This is a genomic window from Sporichthyaceae bacterium (assembly GCA_036493475.1).
Taxonomy (GTDB): domain Bacteria; phylum Actinomycetota; class Actinomycetes; order Sporichthyales; family Sporichthyaceae; genus DASQPJ01.
In genome coordinates this window covers 14758-30567 of record DASXPS010000049.1, presented here as the reverse complement: position 1 = coordinate 30567, position 15810 = coordinate 14758, and the positions used below count along the sequence as shown (strand labels likewise).

At 70.9% G+C, this 15810-nt stretch carries 14 protein-coding genes and 1 riboswitch; of the genes, 2 read left to right on the top strand and 12 right to left on the bottom strand.

Annotated features, from left to right (window positions below):
- Positions 1–19: 19 nt before the first annotated feature.
- From VGJ14_05475 to VGJ14_05455, 5 genes are all read right to left on the bottom strand, one after another.
- On the bottom strand, positions 20–1900 hold the full coding sequence (locus tag VGJ14_05475) for a hypothetical protein (protein HEY2831856.1): 1881 nt from the start codon (positions 1898–1900) through the stop codon (positions 20–22).
- Between the two features lie 38 nt (positions 1901–1938).
- Positions 1939–2598 carry a pyridoxamine 5'-phosphate oxidase family protein gene (locus tag VGJ14_05470; GenBank protein ID HEY2831855.1) on the bottom strand — a complete coding sequence of 220 codons (660 nt, stop codon included), beginning with the start codon at positions 2596–2598 and terminating at the stop codon, positions 1939–1941.
- Between the two features lie 128 nt (positions 2599–2726).
- Positions 2727–2927: a cold-shock protein gene (locus tag VGJ14_05465; GenBank protein HEY2831854.1), complete on the bottom strand. Its 201-nt coding sequence runs from the start codon at positions 2925–2927 to the stop codon at positions 2727–2729.
- 166 nt (positions 2928–3093) lie between these two features.
- Positions 3094–4338 (bottom strand): threonine synthase, encoded by a 1245-nt coding sequence (gene thrC / locus VGJ14_05460; protein ID HEY2831853.1) that lies wholly within the window; start codon positions 4336–4338, stop codon positions 3094–3096.
- Between the two features lie 12 nt (positions 4339–4350).
- A riboswitch (SAM riboswitch) is annotated at positions 4351–4495 on the bottom strand.
- 84 nt (positions 4496–4579) lie between these two features.
- Positions 4580–5716 (bottom strand): hypothetical protein, encoded by a 1137-nt coding sequence (locus VGJ14_05455; protein ID HEY2831852.1) that lies wholly within the window; start codon positions 5714–5716, stop codon positions 4580–4582.
- A gap of 210 nt (positions 5717–5926) precedes the next feature.
- On the opposite strand from VGJ14_05455, the gene VGJ14_05450 reads away from it, so the two are divergent.
- Complete coding sequence (locus VGJ14_05450) at positions 5927–7003, top strand: polysaccharide deacetylase family protein (protein HEY2831851.1); 1077 nt, start codon at positions 5927–5929, stop codon at positions 7001–7003.
- Between the two features lie 23 nt (positions 7004–7026).
- Entirely contained in the window at positions 7027–8460 is a 1434-nt protein-coding gene (locus VGJ14_05445) for a trehalose-6-phosphate synthase (protein ID HEY2831850.1), read from the top strand.
- Between the two features lie 36 nt (positions 8461–8496).
- Here VGJ14_05445 and VGJ14_05440 read toward each other — a convergent pair whose 3' ends face one another.
- The 7 genes from VGJ14_05440 to VGJ14_05410 form a co-directional block, all read right to left on the bottom strand.
- The gene (locus VGJ14_05440; protein ID HEY2831849.1) at positions 8497–10776 is read right to left on the bottom strand and encodes a molybdopterin-dependent oxidoreductase; all 2280 of its coding nucleotides are present in this window, start codon (positions 10774–10776) and stop codon (positions 8497–8499) included.
- A 127-nt stretch (positions 10777–10903) separates the two neighbouring features.
- Entirely contained in the window at positions 10904–11653 is a 750-nt protein-coding gene (locus tag VGJ14_05435; protein ID HEY2831848.1) for a trehalose-phosphatase, read from the bottom strand.
- A gap of 68 nt (positions 11654–11721) precedes the next feature.
- Positions 11722–12420 carry a LytR C-terminal domain-containing protein gene (locus VGJ14_05430; protein HEY2831847.1) on the bottom strand — a complete coding sequence of 233 codons (699 nt, stop codon included), beginning with the start codon at positions 12418–12420 and terminating at the stop codon, positions 11722–11724.
- Positions 12421–12434: 14 nt separating this feature from the next.
- The gene (locus VGJ14_05425; protein HEY2831846.1) at positions 12435–12776 is read right to left on the bottom strand and encodes a DUF3263 domain-containing protein; all 342 of its coding nucleotides are present in this window, start codon (positions 12774–12776) and stop codon (positions 12435–12437) included.
- 148 nt (positions 12777–12924) lie between these two features.
- Positions 12925–13731, bottom strand: coding sequence for an LPXTG cell wall anchor domain-containing protein (locus VGJ14_05420; GenBank protein HEY2831845.1), 807 nt, complete (start codon positions 13729–13731; stop codon positions 12925–12927).
- 309 nt (positions 13732–14040) lie between these two features.
- On the bottom strand, positions 14041–14853 hold the full coding sequence (locus tag VGJ14_05415) for a hypothetical protein (GenBank protein HEY2831844.1): 813 nt from the start codon (positions 14851–14853) through the stop codon (positions 14041–14043).
- A 348-nt stretch (positions 14854–15201) separates the two neighbouring features.
- Positions 15202–15774, bottom strand: coding sequence for a TlpA disulfide reductase family protein (locus VGJ14_05410; GenBank protein HEY2831843.1), 573 nt, complete (start codon positions 15772–15774; stop codon positions 15202–15204).
- Positions 15775–15810: the final 36 nt, after the last annotated feature.

Below are 15810 nucleotides of genomic sequence, written 5' to 3'. Positions count from 1 at the left end.
CGGCGAGTGCAAGCCGAGGTCAGTGGGCGACCACGGAGATCCAGCCCTTGCCGGAGCTGTGCAGCGCCCGGCCATCGGTGAGCAGGCGGAGCTGCCCGTCGACCACCTCGACGGGCAGTTGTCGCCAGACCCCCGGGTGCCAGTGGCCGTGCTTGTCCGGGGTGAAGGTCATGATCGACAAGCAGCTCAGGTCGGGACAGATGCGGTAGGGCCGCGCGGTCCACCTGGTGGGCAGCGCCGCGCCGGAACACCCGGAGACGCCGGTCGCGGTGAGCGTCAGCGTCGCCCCGGTCGGGCCCTGGACGCAGGCCGAGGCCACGCCGCCGCGGGTGACCAGCAGCAGTTCGCTCACGTACCGCTTACCGGCCCGCCGCACGGTCAGCTGCGGCTGCGCGGCCCGGGTCAGCACCATCTCGCGCAGTTGGTAGTTGAGATGGCCGACCGGGCGGTAGGGATAGCTCGCCAGCGCCAGCATGTGCCACGGACCGGCCGGCAGCCGGGACACCGGCGCCTGCGAGGAGAGCCAGATGTGCGGTCCGGCCAGCTCGCTCACCGGGTGCCCGAGGTATGGCGCGTCGACGTCGAACAACGTGGTCACCCGCGGGTCGAGCAGCGCGAGCACCTCGGCGGTTTCGCGGTGGTTTCGGTGCATTCGACCCACCGCGTCGACGCCGTGCACGGCCGGGTGGATGCTGCCCGCCAGCAACAGCACGCTCAGCGTGCGCACGGAGATCGGCACGGTCAACGCCGCGAGCACCAGAGGGGCGAACATCGGCAGGCTGTAGAACGGCCCGACGGTCCGCGTCCACCCCCAGATGTAGGAGGCGTGCCACGGACCCCAGAAGAAGACGTAGGCAACGAGCAACGCCCCGGCCGAGGCGACCAGTACCCGGTGCCGTTCCGACGCGGACCCGCGCGGACGCACCGCCCACAGGGCCAGACCCAGCACCGGCAGGAAGCCCCACATCCACTGGGCCGGCTCGATGAAGAAGTGCCGGGAGGTGCCGGCCAGCGCCTGCAACGGCCCGTAGTGGTGCAGCTTGTCCTCGGGGAAGAAGCGGTGCTCACCGAACCCGAACGAGTCGTGCGGGTCGAGCAGGGAGAACGGTAGGCGCAGCGCGCTCCCGGTGACGCGCCGGTTGTAGAGCAGCACGCCCACCAGCACCGGCAGGCCACCGGCCACGCCCCCGACGATCGCCCACACTCGGTCCGCGCACCGCCACAGCAGCCAGAGCAAAGACGGGGCGAGCAGCACGATGCCGTCCATCGGGCGCATGCAGGCGGCCAGCGCGGCGAGCAGCACGGCCGCTGCGGCCCATCCGGCTGCGGACCCGCCGCGCCGGTCGGCCGATCGGAACACCACGATCCAGCAACCCAGCCCGGTCACCAGGAACGGCAGGTAGGACAGTACCAAGCCGCCCTCGGTGAGGATCGCCGGGGACAGTCCGACCAACGCGCCGGCCAGCAGCGCCCGGTGCCGGGACAGACCGAGGTCAAGGGCGAGCCGGTGGGTCAGTACCGGAACCGCCGCCGCCAGCGCCAGCAGCACCGGGGTGACCGAGGAGAACAGCGTCAGCCCGACTGCGTAGAGCCCGGCGACCACCGGCAGGTACTTGGCGATGTAGCCGTGCGGTCCGATCGCGTACAGCCAGGGCTGTCGCGCCTCGACATCGCCGTCGAACGGGAGCACCAAATGCCCATGGCGTAGTGCGTGGGCCTGCAGCAGATAAACGCCCTCGTCGTTGTTTGCGCTGCCCTGGTTGAAGATGCGCAGCCGCAGATATAGCGCCACCGCCGTGCACAGCCCGGCCATCCCGGCCAGCAGCAACGCCCCGAGCCGAATCCGGCGCTGCGCGGAGAGCAGAGGTGCCGCGGGAGCGGGCAGGCTGAGCAGGGACACCGACGACCGACTCCCGTCGCATCGGCGAGGCCCCCGGTCTAGGTTGCCTCGACGCTGGTGGACCGCAGACTACCCGCGGCCAGGGTTGCCCCCACCCCGAAATAATCTCCACCTTTGCGCTTCATGTCATCTGTGCCCCAGTCAACCTGCCTGTCCAGCCGGGCCAACCGCGGGATGTGCTTGGAGCAATGGATGTACGCCTCGTGCACGTGCACGCTGACCCAACGCTCCGGTCGGCGGCCCCGCCGCCGGCTCATGACCTCCAGCAGGTCAACGCTGACCCGCTCGTCGGCCAGCAGGTCCACGTAGTCGATCACCGTGGCCGCACCGTTGATGTGCAGCCCGATCAGGTCGGTGAAGAAATCGACGAACAGCAGCCCGACGTGTGGGTTCTCGGCGAGATTGCCCAGGCTCGCGTAGACGCCGTTGCCGCGCAGCTCCGGGTACACCAGGGTGCGTTCGTCGAGCACGGCGACGAAGCCGGGTTCACCGGCCCGGAAAGAACAGTCGCACTCGCCGCGGGCGTCGGCGGTGGACACGAACACCATCTGCTGGCGAGCCACGAAATCCTGCATGGCCGGGTTCAGGTGATCGAGCACCTGCCGGTCGTAGAAATTGCGCGCCCGATCGACCGAGCCCCACTGCTCCTGCATGCAGTGCTCGCCGTCGGATCCGGGCAGCATGTCGTCACCCCCCACGTGCACCAGGCTAGTGATCGCGATTGTCCGTGGCAGACGTTTGCCGCCATTCGAGAGCCCGATAACGCAAAGGGCCGGCCCCACGGGACGACGGGGCCGGCCTTTGCTGTGGCTGTACTGGTGGGGTGTCAGACAGCGCGAACCGCGTCCGCCTGGGGACCTTTCTGACCTTGCGTAATTTCGAACTCCACGCGCTGACCCTCGTCGAGGGAGCGGTAGCCGTCCGCCTGGATCGCCGAGTAGTGCACGAACACGTCCGCGCCACCGTCGACCGCGATGAAGCCGTAGCCCTTCTCCGCGTTGAACCATTTGACGGTGCCCTGAGGCATGGTTCTCTCCTGAACAAAAAGCTTCGAACCCGCACCACGCGAGCTCGGGTCGTGCTCGCCCGAGGGTGCTGTGATGCGCGCAACAGGCCGACCGAGGCCGACCCTAGCGCTCCCAGACACGCCGAGAACAGATCACCGGCCCGAATCTCACGCCCAGTTCAGGGACTCAGAAGCCCGCTTCTCGATACGAGCGCAAGGTGGGCTTGATGGTGGCCGTGGGGCCGACGTGACTCGCAATCGCGTCCAGGGTCTTGAGGCCGTCGCCGGTGTTGAACACCACGGTGTCCGCGTCCGGATCCAGCACGCCGGCCTTGAGCAGCTTGCACAACGTGGCAATGGTGACCCCGCCCGCGGTCTCCCCGAAGATGCCCTCGGTGCGGGCCAACAGCTGCATGCCCTGAACTACTTCTTCGTCAGAGACGTCCTCCACCACCCCGCCGGTGCGCCGGCAGACGTCGAGAACATACGGGCCGTCAGCTGGGTTTCCGATGGCCAGTGACTTCGCGATGGTGTCCGGTCGGACCGGGGCGACGAAATCGCGGCCCTCCTTGAACGCGGCGGACACCGGCGAGCACCCGGTGGCCTGCGCGCCGAAGATCTTGTAGGGCATCTCATCGACCAGACCCAGCTTGGTGAACTCGGTATAGGCCTTGTCCACCTTGGTCAGCTGCGAGCCCGACGCGATCGGGATCACCGTCTGCGCGGGAATGCGCCAGCCCAGCTGCTCGGCCACCTCGTAGCCCAGCGTCTTGGAGCCCTCGGCGTAGTACGGCCGAACGTTGACGTTGACGAATGCCCAGTCCTCTTGCTCACCGGCGAGCTCCGAGGCGAGCCGGTTGACGTCGTCGTAGTTGCCCTCCACGGCCAGCAGGGTGCCCGCGTAGACCGCGGTGGTGAGGATCTTCTGCTGCTCAAGGTCCGCCGGGATCATCACCACGGAGCGGATGCCTGCCCGGGCCGCCGCGGCGGCTACCGCGTTGGCCAGGTTGCCGGTGGACGGACAGGCGAGGACGCTGAAGCCGAGTTCGCGGGCGGCGGCCAACGCCACCGCGACGACCCGGTCCTTGAACGAGTGGGTGGGGTTGCCGGAGTCGTCCTTCACCCAGAGGTTGCGCATGCCCAGCTCGCGGGCCAGGTTCTCGGCCTTGACCAGCTTGGTCCAGCCCGGCTCGAGGTTGCGGGTGGACGCGACATGCGTGGGCACCGGCAGCAGGTCGGCGTAGCGCCAGATGTTGTTGGGGCCGGCTTCGATGGTGGCCCGGCTGATCTCGGGGAATTCGTAGGCCACCTCGAGCGGGCCGAAGCACTCGCCGCAGGCGTAGAGCGGCCCGATGCCGTAGCTCTGCCCGCACTCGCGACAGGACAGCCCCATGGCCGACCCGAGCAGCCGGGTGGCGGTGACAGACGTCATGAAGGGAATTCCTCCTCATCTTTACCCGCGGGCGCGTTGCCCCTCGGGTCGGAGTTGGCACCTACTCCCTCGCGCCGGCCGGTGGTGCGCCGGTGAGTTTGCGTGGGTGGTTGCCGGGGCTTCGTCGGGCCGTTCCCTCTGCCCCTCTGGATGAGCTCGTTCAGTTGTGGACACGCGATCGCTCGCGCGCTGCGCCCATTGTAAAGCACCACGCGCAGGCGCCTGCTGGGCGCGGGACGGCTTACGGGGCCGAGGGGTCGGCCTTGGCCACCTTGCCGTGCGCGCCCTTGCCGTCCGCCGCCCTACCCTCGCCCCTGGTCGCGCCGCCACCGGTCTCGCCGCTCGAGGCGCGATCGGCGATCCTGCCGGTGGCGTCCGGGGGGCCGGCTTTGGTACCCGCCGCGTCCGGCGCCGCTGGGTCGGCGGCGAGCGGCCCGGACGGGGCAGGCTCGGCCGGATCGGCGGGGGCGGGCTTGCCCGGGGTGGCCGCAACCGGCTTGCTCGGGGTCGGCTTGTCCAGGGTGCTCACGGCTGCACCGGTGCTCGGGGTGGACTTGGCGGGGCTCTGCGGGGTGGTCGACCAGCCACTGCCGGGCGAGGCCGGGTCGCTGGGATCGGTCTTCTCGCTGCCCGGGGCCGCGGGGACGGGGGCGGCCGGCGTCACGCCCTCCTGCGCAGGAGCCGAGCCGTGCCGGTGGGTGTTGAACCGATCGTGCCGCTCCGACTTCGTGGCGTGCTGCCCGGGCGCGGCGATGGTGTCCGGCACGGTGGCCGTCTCGTCCGGCGCCGTGATGACGTCCTGCGGCGCGGGGGCACTGGCGTCCGGGGAGTCGGCGTCAGGCAAATCCGCGTTCTCGTCGAGGGCCACCGCGCGTTGCGGCGCGGCAGGCTGCGAAACGGTCGACGGGTCGTTGGCTGACGGCAGGTCGAACTGGTGGGCAGCGCTCATGGTGCGCGCCCAGGCGGAGTCCGAGGGCCCGTCGTCGGTCAGGGCCGGCGCATTCTGCGCGACGGAAGACAGCATCTGGGTCAACTGGTCGCCCGAGGCATTCGCCGCCCCGAACGCGGTCCCGTCGGAAACCGGCGCCAGGCCGTTATGCGCCGAGGGGGTGGACACGGCGTTGACCACGGCCCACGCGGGCACGGTCACGCCCAGCACGATGGCCGCGGTGATGGCCTGGGTCTTGCGACGGTTCATGGTGCGACGGCGCTCGGCCTGATCGGCGGCATAGAGGGCGGCCGTGGACTGACCCGCGCCCTGCCGGTAGCGCCAGCCCATCTCGCGGCGGCGCTGCAGGTTGCGGGCGCTGCCGCCAACCGCGTCGGCCCACAGCGACAACTGCAAGGACCACTGCGAGCGCCTGGATCGCGTGTACATTGCTCTCCCCTTCTGCACCCGCGGCGGACGGGTGCGTGCGAGGGACTACCGCATATCCCCCGCCCCTGGCCCGCTCAGGCTAAACACGAAAACGGGGCGAACAGGGCGGTTTTGCCCAGATCGGTCCGACGCCAGACCGAAATCGATCCATCACACAGCGTTGTCATCACTTGCGCGTGAGTTCTTCACCCGGCGTGCCAGGATGAACCGGTGAGCGCCCGCCGGAACCTGGCCCTCGCGCCGGCCGCCCTTTTGCTCGCCGCCTGCGGCGGGACTCCGGACCACGCCGTCGCAGCGCCCTCGCAGACACCGTCCGTGGCTACACCGGCGCCCACCACGGCGTCCTACATGGCGCCGGCGGGCACCGGGCGCAGCGCCCGCATGGTGCTCACCGCACCGGTCTACGACGCGCCGGGTGCCCGGGTGCCCATCGTGCTGACCGTGCACAATCCCCCGCCCAACCTGCCGGCCGACGCCATGACGGCGAGCGCGACCGCGGGTCGGATCACCGACTGCGGGGAGTCCTGGCACAACCCCCACCTGGACACCACCTCGCGTGCCTGTTACCTGCTCGCCCCGACCACCGCGGTGCACCTGACCATGACGGCTCGGGCCGATTGGCATACCGCGCGCGGCAGCGACGTCACGCTGCATTCCACGCCGGTGGCCTTCCGCACCGAGGGCGCGGTGTCCGGGCCGGTGTCAGTGTCCGACGCGCAACACATCGAGACCTGCGGCAACTCCGGCCCCGGTGTCTGGCTGACCTTCGACGACGTGGTGCCCTCGGCGGATGTGGCCAAGCAGATGATGGCCACGTTGGCGCGCAACCACGCCAAGGGCCGGTTCTTCCTCAACCACCTCACCCCGACGATCCGCGCGGTGATCGAGGACGGCGGCGGCATCGTGGAGGACCACACCCGCGACCACCTGCCGATGAACACCATGAGCGACGCGCAGATCGCCGAGCAGATCTCCGGCGGCCCGCACCCGACCACGGGTGCACCGAAGATGCTGCGCCCGCCCTACGGCGCGGGCGCGGAGGCCACCCGCGTCGTGGACCGCATCGCGGCCGCGGGTTACGCCACCTGCCGGTGGTCGGTGGACAGCCGCGACTGGGCCGGCTACACCCCCAGCCAGATGGGTGACGCGGTGCAATACGGCAACTCGTTCACCCCGCCGGTCTATGCGGGCGGGGTGATCCTCATGCACGCCACCCACTTCAGCCCGGCCAAGCTGCAGGCCGTGATCGACGCGGTGCACGCCCGTGGCCTGGCCATCGCCTCCTAGGTCGCAGGGATAGCGTTCAGTCCATGCCGGACGTGCTCGTCGCCTCCAACCGTGGGCCGGTGAGCTTCTCGGTGGGTCCGGACGGCGGCCTGCAGTGCAAACGTGGGGCCGGCGGGCTGGTGGCCGGCCTGGGCACGGTCGGCGTGGCCGAGCACATCACCTGGGTCTGCGCGGCGATCTCCGATGCAGACCGCAGCGCGGCATCGGCGGCACCGGGTGGACGGCTGGATCTGGCCGGCCATGACGTGGCGGGCCGGGTCCGCATGCTGCCGATGGACGCCGCGGTGTTTCACCGTGCCTACAACGGCATCGCGAACTCGGTGCTGTGGTTCGTGCACCACCTGCTGTTCGACGTCGCGTCCCGCCCGGAGTTCGACCACTCCTTCGCCCGCGATTGGCAGGACTACCTCACCTACAACGCGACCTTCGCCGAGGCGTTGGCCAACGACGCTGCCGGGCACTCCCGCGTGCTGGTGCAGGACTATCACCTCACGCTGGTGCCGGCGATGCTGCGCAAGCTGCGTCCGGATCTGCGCATCGCGCACTTCTCGCACACCCCTTGGGCGCCACCGGACTACTACCGGATGCTGCCCGACGAGGTCGGCAGCGAGGTGCTGCTCGGCATCCTGGGCGCCGATCACGCCGGGTTCCTGACGCCGCGTTGGGCCCGGGCTTTCCTGGACTGTTGTTCGTTGGTGCTGGGCGCGGAAGTGGACCACGACAACATGACGGTGCGTCAGTGCGGCCGTACCACCCGAGTCGGGGTGTATCCCCTGGGCACCGACGCGCCGGCGTTGCGGGAGCGCGCCGCGGGCCCGGACGTGGCCCGCCATCGTGCCGCGCTGGCCGCGCAGATCGGTGACCGGGCGCTGATCGTGAGGGTGGACCGAACCGAGCTGTCCAAGAACATCACCCGCGGCCTGCACGCTTACCGGGAACTGCTGCGCAGCCACCCGGAGTGGCAGGGCCGGGTGGTGCATCTGGTGATCGCCTACCCCAGCCGGCACGACCTGCCCGAGTACCGCGAGTACACCGCGGCCGTGATGCGCATCGCCCGCGAGATCGAGGATGAGTTCGGCACCGATCACTGGGAGCCCTTGCTGCTGTCCGTGGATGACGATTTCCCGCGTTCGTTGGCCGCCTACGCACTGGCCGACGTGCTGGTGGTCAACCCGGTGCGGGACGGGATGAACCTGGTGGCCAAGGAGGCCTCGGTGATCTCTGAGCGCGACGTGGCGCTGGTGCTCTCCCGGGAAGCCGGCGCGTGCGACGCGTTGGGCCCGTATGCGGTCAGCGTCAACCCCTACGACGTGTCCGGCACCGCACGGGCCATCGACCAGGCGCTGCGGCTGGAACCGGCCGAGCGGGCGCGTCGCCGCACACAGTTGGCCGCCCTCGCCGGGGAGTACCCACCGGCGCGTTGGTTCGCCGACCAGATTGCTGCGTTGGACTTCTGACGTCGTCCGCTGGGGTGAACTAACACAGGGTCAGTTCTAAGCGGGGCCGAAGGATTCCGGCCCGATTCCGCCCGGACCACGCGGTGCGCGGCGGCGGTCCACCCCGACACGCCGGTCCGGTATCGGACCCTCGGTGGCCGGCGCGTCCCCGGAGTGCGGGGCCAGCCACACGGCCACCCCGTTGAACACTGCGTTGCCGGTGAGCGGGTCGGTCTGGCTCGCGTCGGTGAGCCGGTTGACGTTCACCCCGGGACGGGACGCAGCCACCCGGAGTCGGGCCTGCGGTTCGTCGTGCCCCCATCCGTGCGGCAACGAGACCACGCCGGGCAGTACCTCCTCGGTGACCTGCACCGCCGCCACCACCTCGCCGATGCGCGAACTGACCCGGGCCATACCGCCATCCCGCAACCGCAATCGCGCCGCGTCCTCCGGGTGCACCTGCACGGTGCACCGCCGGGCCCCGGACACCATCGCGGGCAGGTTGTGCAGCCAGGAGTTCTGCGAGCGCAGGTGCCGACGACCCACCAGCAGCAATCCCTCGCCGCCCTCGGCGTCCAAGCCGCCGCGCACCTTGGCGGCCTCGGCGACCAGCGCCGGCGGAGCGAGGTTCAACCGCCGGTTCGCGGTGCACAACACCTCGTTCAGGCGCGGTTCCAGCTCACCGAGGTCCAATCCGTGGGGGTTGAACTCCAGGTCCTCCAGCGTGAGTCCGTAGGGACCCGTGCGCAGCAGCAGGTCCAGCAGACGTTGCGGTCCGCGCAGTCCGTCCGGCTCTTCGGGTAGCTCGATGCCAACCTGCTTGGCCAGCCGGGCGGCGGCCTCGTCGTCGAACGCAGTGAGGTCGGTACCCGCGGACCCACCGGCGGCGACTACGCCCAAGCGGGCCAGCGTCTCCCACTCGTGGTGCATGCCCAGCGGCAACGGCAGCACCGGCGGGGAGTAGTTGGCGATGTTGCGGCAGGCCTGCGCGTACCGGTCCAGGTCGTAGTGCGCCCGTTCCAGGATCGAGGGCACCGGCAACACGATGTCGGCCAACGCGGTGGTCTCGTTGAGGTAGGTGTCGACGCTGACCATTAGCTCCAGTTCGTCCAGCGCGGTACGCAACCGAGCGGAGTCCGGCAGCGAGCGGGCCGGGTTGCCGCCGATGGTGATCAGCGCGCGGATGCGCCCGGCGCCCTCGGTGTCCATCTCCTCGGCCAATGCGGCGGCCGGTTGTTCGACATCGATGATCGGCAGTCCGCGAACCCGGGTGCGCCATTGGTCGGTCAAGGAGAACGGCGAGCGGGCACCGACCGGCGGCGCGGTCCAATGCGCCGGGCACGGGAACATCGCACCGCCGGGCCGGTCCAGGTTGCCGGTGAGCACATTGAGTACCTCGACCAGCCAGCTGACCACGGTGGCCCGCCCGGTGGTCAACGCGCCCGCCCCGGCGTGCACCGCCGCGGCCCGAGCAGTAGCCAGATCACGGGTCAGCCGGCGGATGGCGCCGGCGTCCAGGCCGGTGCGCCGCGCCACCCGAGCCGGCGTGAAGTCGGTGGCCAGTGCGGCCACATCGGCCACCCCGTCAATGCGGTCGGCCAACCCGCCCGGGTCGATCAGGCCCTCGTCGACCAGGACGTGGATCATGCCGAGCAGCAGCGCCGCGTCGGTGCCGGGCCGGATGCGCAGGTGCTCATCAGCGCCCTCGGCGGTGCTGGACTGCCGGGGGTCGACCACCACCAGGCGCCCGCCCCGGCGCCGCAAGGCACGCAACCGCGAGCGCAGGTCGGCGGCGGTGAGCAGACCACCGTTGGAGGTAACGGGGTTGGCGCCGATCAGGATCAGGTACTCGGTGCGGTCCACGTCCGGCACGGTCATCGCCGCGGTGCTGCCGTACAGCAAGCCGGCGGCGACCTGCTTGGGTCGCAGCCACAGTGAGGACGCGGAGAACACGCTGCGGGTGCCGATCGAGGCGGCCAGCGCGGGCGCGTAGAGCCGGGCGTCCAGGTTGTGCGCGGCCCCGCTGCCGGTGAAAATCCCGACGGCGTCCGGGCCATGGGTTTCGATCAGGGCGGGGAGCCGGTAGGCCAAGACCGCCCAGGCCTCGCCCCAGGACGCCTCGTGCAACGTCCCGCCGACGCGGACCATCGGCGTGCGCAGCCGGTCCGGGTCGGTGTGCAAACCCTTGACCGCCACACCCTTCGGGCAGATATAGCCCGCGGAGAACACGTCGTCCGGGTCTCCGCGGATCTCACCGAGCGTGCCGTCGGAGTCGACATTGATCAGCAGCCCACACGTCGCCTCGCACAGCGAGCAGGTATGCGGGACCGAACGCACAATCCGTTGTACCTCCTGACAGTTCACCGCGGTTCGCGCGGCACCCCTCGGAATGGCAACATGCTGATCAAGCCCGGTGGGCAGCGTCCATCTCGGGCACCACAGCGTCGACATGGCAACATGCTGATCAAGGCCCGCTTGCGGCGTCGGCCAACGCGCTGAGCAGGTTGAGCAACGCGGCCGGGTCGGACACCGTGGCGTCGGCCCGCCGGGCCGGCGCGGCAGTCTCCCCGTTGGCCACGGCGACACCCAGCCCGGGCACCCCACGCGCGCGCAGGTCGTCCAGCACGTCGAAGCCGGCTAAGTCGGCGAGGTCGTCACCGGCCCACAAGATGGCCCGGGCACCGACCTGGTCCGCCATCAGGCGCAGCGCGGCGCCCTTGTCCGGACCGGGCGCGAGCAGTTCCACCACGGCCCGGCCCGATTGCAACTGCAGGCCGTGCCGGCCGGCCAACTCGATCAGCCGCGGGCGGATCCGGGCCAGCGCCGCATCGGGATCGGGCAGGCCGCGCGCGTGCACCGCCCACGACTCGCCCTTGTCCTCCAGGCGCAGCCGGTCCGCGCCGGCCGCCAGCAGGGCGATCAGTTCGCCGCGTGGCCCTGCCGCGGGGTCGCCGCGAGGGAGCGGCGGCACCGGGTCGTCACGCCGCCAGGGTTGGCGCCCGTACATGCCGAGCACCGTGAGCTGCGGGGCATCGGCCGCGTCCAGCTCCAGCAGTGCGATCAGGCTCGCCGTTGGCCGTCCACTGATCACCGCGACGGTGCCGAACACCTCGGTCAGCCGGCGCAGCACGTCCCGTGCGCCCGGCTCCGGCACGGCACGCGCCGGGTCGAAGACGATCGGGGCGAGCGTGCCGTCATAGTCCAGGGCGATCACCGCCCGGATCGGATCGGCGGCCAGCGCCGCCCACCCGATCTCGCCGGCCCCGAATAAAGCAAACGCTGTCAGTCCGGGGCGGCCGCGGTCGTCGTGCGGTCCTCGCAGATGATCACCGTCAGCTTTTTGGTCTGCGGGATCCCGCCGAACACCGGCCGGATCCGCCCGATGCTGGGGAAGGCCGCCATCAACGCCCTGGCCTGGGCCTCCATGCCCGCCGGGTAGTACACGGTGGTCGCCGGCACGGCACCCTTCCAGGCCCCGGTCGCGGCCACCGGCCACCCGGCGGCCACCAGGGCACTCTGCAAAGAGGTAAGCCTGGCCGGGTCGCTGGTCTGGTTGAACAGCACGATCGGCACCTTCGGGCCGTCGTACGGCACGGCCACCGGCGGGGCGGCCGCGTCGGGCACCACACCGGGCGCCGTCGGGTCGGCGACGGACTGGTCCGCCGGCATGCCCGGCGCCTTGTCCGGCGCCACCTTGTCGTGGGCGCCGGTCCCGGCGATCGGGCCGGGCAGGGCGTCGGCCGCATTCCCGGTGCCCGGCGCCGGTGCGACCGGCAGCGGCTGCTGGGCGGGCGCGGACGGCGCGTCGGTGGCGGCCACCCGGTCCACCGCGTCGAGGTGGTCGGCACGCTGCCCGAACATCAGCAGCAGCACGGCCACCAACGCGATCACCGCCACCGCGGACACCGCCGAGGAACCCAGCTCGGTCAGCCCGGAGCGATGCACTCCGGGCAGCCGACGACGACGCAGAAAACGGTTCATCCCCCGAGCCCCCCTCAGATCTCGGCGCCGGCCCGGCGCGCGGAGGACCGCGCCCGCTGGCGAGCACCGCGCAGCCGGCGCAGCCGTTTGACCAGCATCGGGTCGTGCGCGAGGGCCTCGGGCAGATCGATCAACGCGTTGAGGATCTGGTAGTAGCGATTCGCCGACATGCCGAACAGCTCGGAGATCGCGTTCTCCTTGGCACCCGCGTAGCGCCACCACTGCCGTTCGAAGTCCAAAACCGCGCGATCCCGCTCGCTCAGCGCACCGTCCACGAGCTCCACCCGGACAGGTTCACCGGTCGCGGGCGGGGACTGGAACTGACCGGCGACGGCGGCGAGCGTGGTGGCTTCCATGCGGCGACCCTTCGTGCGTGGTGTCGAGACCCCCATCGTATGCCCGAACCACACCGGTGTCATTCACGACCCACCCGTCACACGCGGAAGCCCGCCCCGGTATTTCGGGGCGGGCTTCCGATCGAGCGCAGGTGGTGCGAGGTGCCGTTCAGCCGTTGCGACGGTGCCGGCCGACCATCCGGGCCCCCGCGCCGGTCAGCGCCAGGCCGGCGCCGAGCAGCATCGCGATCTCGCCGGCGTCGCCACCGGTGTGCGGCAGCGCGGAGTCGTCCACCAGCGAGGAAGCAGGCGCCCGGTGCCGGGCTTCGTGCTGCGCCTTGACCGCGGTCTTCTCCTTGATGCCGAGCAGACCCGGCAGCAGGCCGTGGTTGCCGGTGATCGGCTTCAGCGCGTCGCCGACGGTGTCGCCCAGACCCAGCTGTTCGGTGAGCCCGTTGACGGTCGAGTTGACCAGGCTGAGGTCGGCGACCCGGCCGAGGTTGTCGGTCACCGCGTCCAGCGGTTGCGGGTCCTTCGAGTGCTTGGCCTTGCGGTGCTTGGCCTTCTTCACCGGCTCCATGGCCGCGGCCGGTGCCTGGCTGTCGGAGCGGTGCTTGCCGACCGTGCCCGACTGGGGCAGCAGCGCGGCGAGCGGGGTGCCCGCGGTCGCGTTGACCACCGCGGCCGAGACGGCGCTGACCGGGTCAGCCGCCGCGGCCGGAGCCGGAGCGGCGGGGGCCTCGGCCATCGCCGGGGCCGGTGCGGCGTGCTTGGCCGCGGCCAGGTCGGTGATGCCGTGCAGCACATTGGTGTTGGTCGCGGTGGAGTTCACCGCGTTGGTGACGGCGGTCAGGCCGCCCAGCGGAGCCGGCGCGTCGGAGGCCGAGGCGGCACCGGCGGCGATGATGCCCAGCGGAACCGCAATCGCCGTACCGGCGATGACCCGCTTCTTGTTCGTGATGTGACGGACAGACATATCGGTGATCCCCCCAAGCAGTCGTGAGACGCCCACACGGTCTCGGCGGTCTCGGCACCTGAGCCCAAGACCTTTTCGCGCGTCCCGATGCTCAGACTGCCCACCCCCGGGGTTTTGGTTCCGGCGATCGGCCCGACTTGCTCCACACGGGTGAAGCCCCTACGGAAACACAAACCGGGCCGATCGGGAGGAACCCGATCGACCCGGTTCTGGTGAGTCACACGACCGCGCCCACCACGGCCGCGGACACAACGCCGCCCGTCCCCAGGCCCGTGGGGACAGGCGGTGTCGCTTTGTTCAGATCGTGATTCAGATGGACAGCGCGCCGCGACGGCGACGGCTGACCAGGGTGACGCCGGTGCCGGCCACAGCCAGGCCCGCGCACAGCATCAGCGCGGTGGCGTCGGTGTTGGCGCCGGTGTGCGGCAGCGCGGTCTCCTCGAAGTCGTCCCCACCGCGGCTGTCGTGCGACCCGTGCGAGCTCGGCTCGTCGGTGTCGATGCCGTTACCGAGCAGGCCGCCGGTCACGCCGTCCACCAGGCCGGTGACGGTGCCGAGCAGACCGCCGACGAGGTCGCCCAGGCCGAGAGAGTCGACCAGGCCGGTGACCGGGGCAAGCAGGCCGGTGACCGGGGCGAGCGCGCCGCCGCCCAGGTTGCCGACGACGGGCAGGTTACCGCCGGTGACGGAGCCCAGGCCGCCGGTCGGGTTGGACAGCAGACCGGAGATCGCGTCCGGGGTCGCGGCAGAGGAGATGGCCTTGGCGCTGGTGCCACCACCGGCGAGACCGGTGACGGTGTCCAGCACACCGGCGGCCGGGGTGCCCGCGGTGGCGGAGTCGACGGCCGAGGTGACCGGCGCCAGCGCGGCGGTCGGGTCGGCGGCGGAGCTGCCACCGGTGACCCCACCGAGCAGGTCGCCGACGACGGGCAGACCGGAGTTGCCGAGCGCGCCGCCGACGACCGGCAGGCTGGAGGTGCCGCCACCGAGCAGGCCGCCGAGGCCGCCGAGAGTGTCGGCGTGAGCGGAGCCGGCCATCGCGACGCCCAGCGGCATGGCGATGACGGTGGCGGCAGTGACGAGAGCGAGACGACGACGGGTGTGGGCGTGACGACCGGACATGAAGTGATCCCCCTAGATGATGTGTGGGCAGGACGCCGGCTGCGGATCGACAGCCCCCCGGCTGTGCGGTCCGAGCCTGGCCTTGCGGCGTCCCGGCTTTCGTGGCATCAGACTGCGGGTTCGCTGGACGCGGTTCCGACAATCCCGGGAACTACTTTCGGCTGTGCACCCGTCACGCGCCGCGATTACCTCGTGAGGGTCGCGGACAGACCGGGTGCATTCCACATCTTTCGAAGGGTGCGATCCGGGACACCTCCGTTGCGATTTCTCACGGAGTACAAGAGGCCCCCGCCGCCCACATCTGCCCGAGTCCGATTAGTCGGTCCCAGAAGCTTTGCCAGTGCTTGGTCAGCGCTCGGCGCGGACCTGGTCGATCAACTCGGTGAAGGTGAGTTCTGAACCCACCCCGACGATGCGCGCGGCCACCCGACCCTGCCGGTCCAGTACCAAGGTGGACGGGATCGCCTTGGGTGGCAGCGTGGTGCGGAAGGTCAGCTGCAGGCGGCCGTCGGGGTCGCGCAGGCTCGGATAGGTGATGCCGAAACGGCGCTCGAAGGCGACCGCGGCCGCGGTGGCGTCCTCGCGGGTGTTCAGACCGAGAAACTGCACGTCGCCGTTGGATTGTTCACTCGCCCAGGCTCGGGCCAGATCCGGTGCCTCGCGTCGGCAGGGCGCGCACCAGGAACCCCAGACATTGAGCAGGAAGACCGTGCCGCGGTGGGCGGCCACGTCGTAACTGCCGCCGTCGACCAGCTCACCGGACAGCGCGACAGGTGTGCCCCGCTTGTCCGGCGGGATCAGCGTCACCGCACCGCTGCCGGCCACGAACAAGGTGTCGCCGGACGTGGGCGCAGCCTTGCCGTGCGAGCCGGTGCAGCCGGCCAACAGCATCGCGGCCACCGCGAGGACGACCCGACGCACGTCGTCCTCCACTCACACGAAACCCGGGCCTACGCC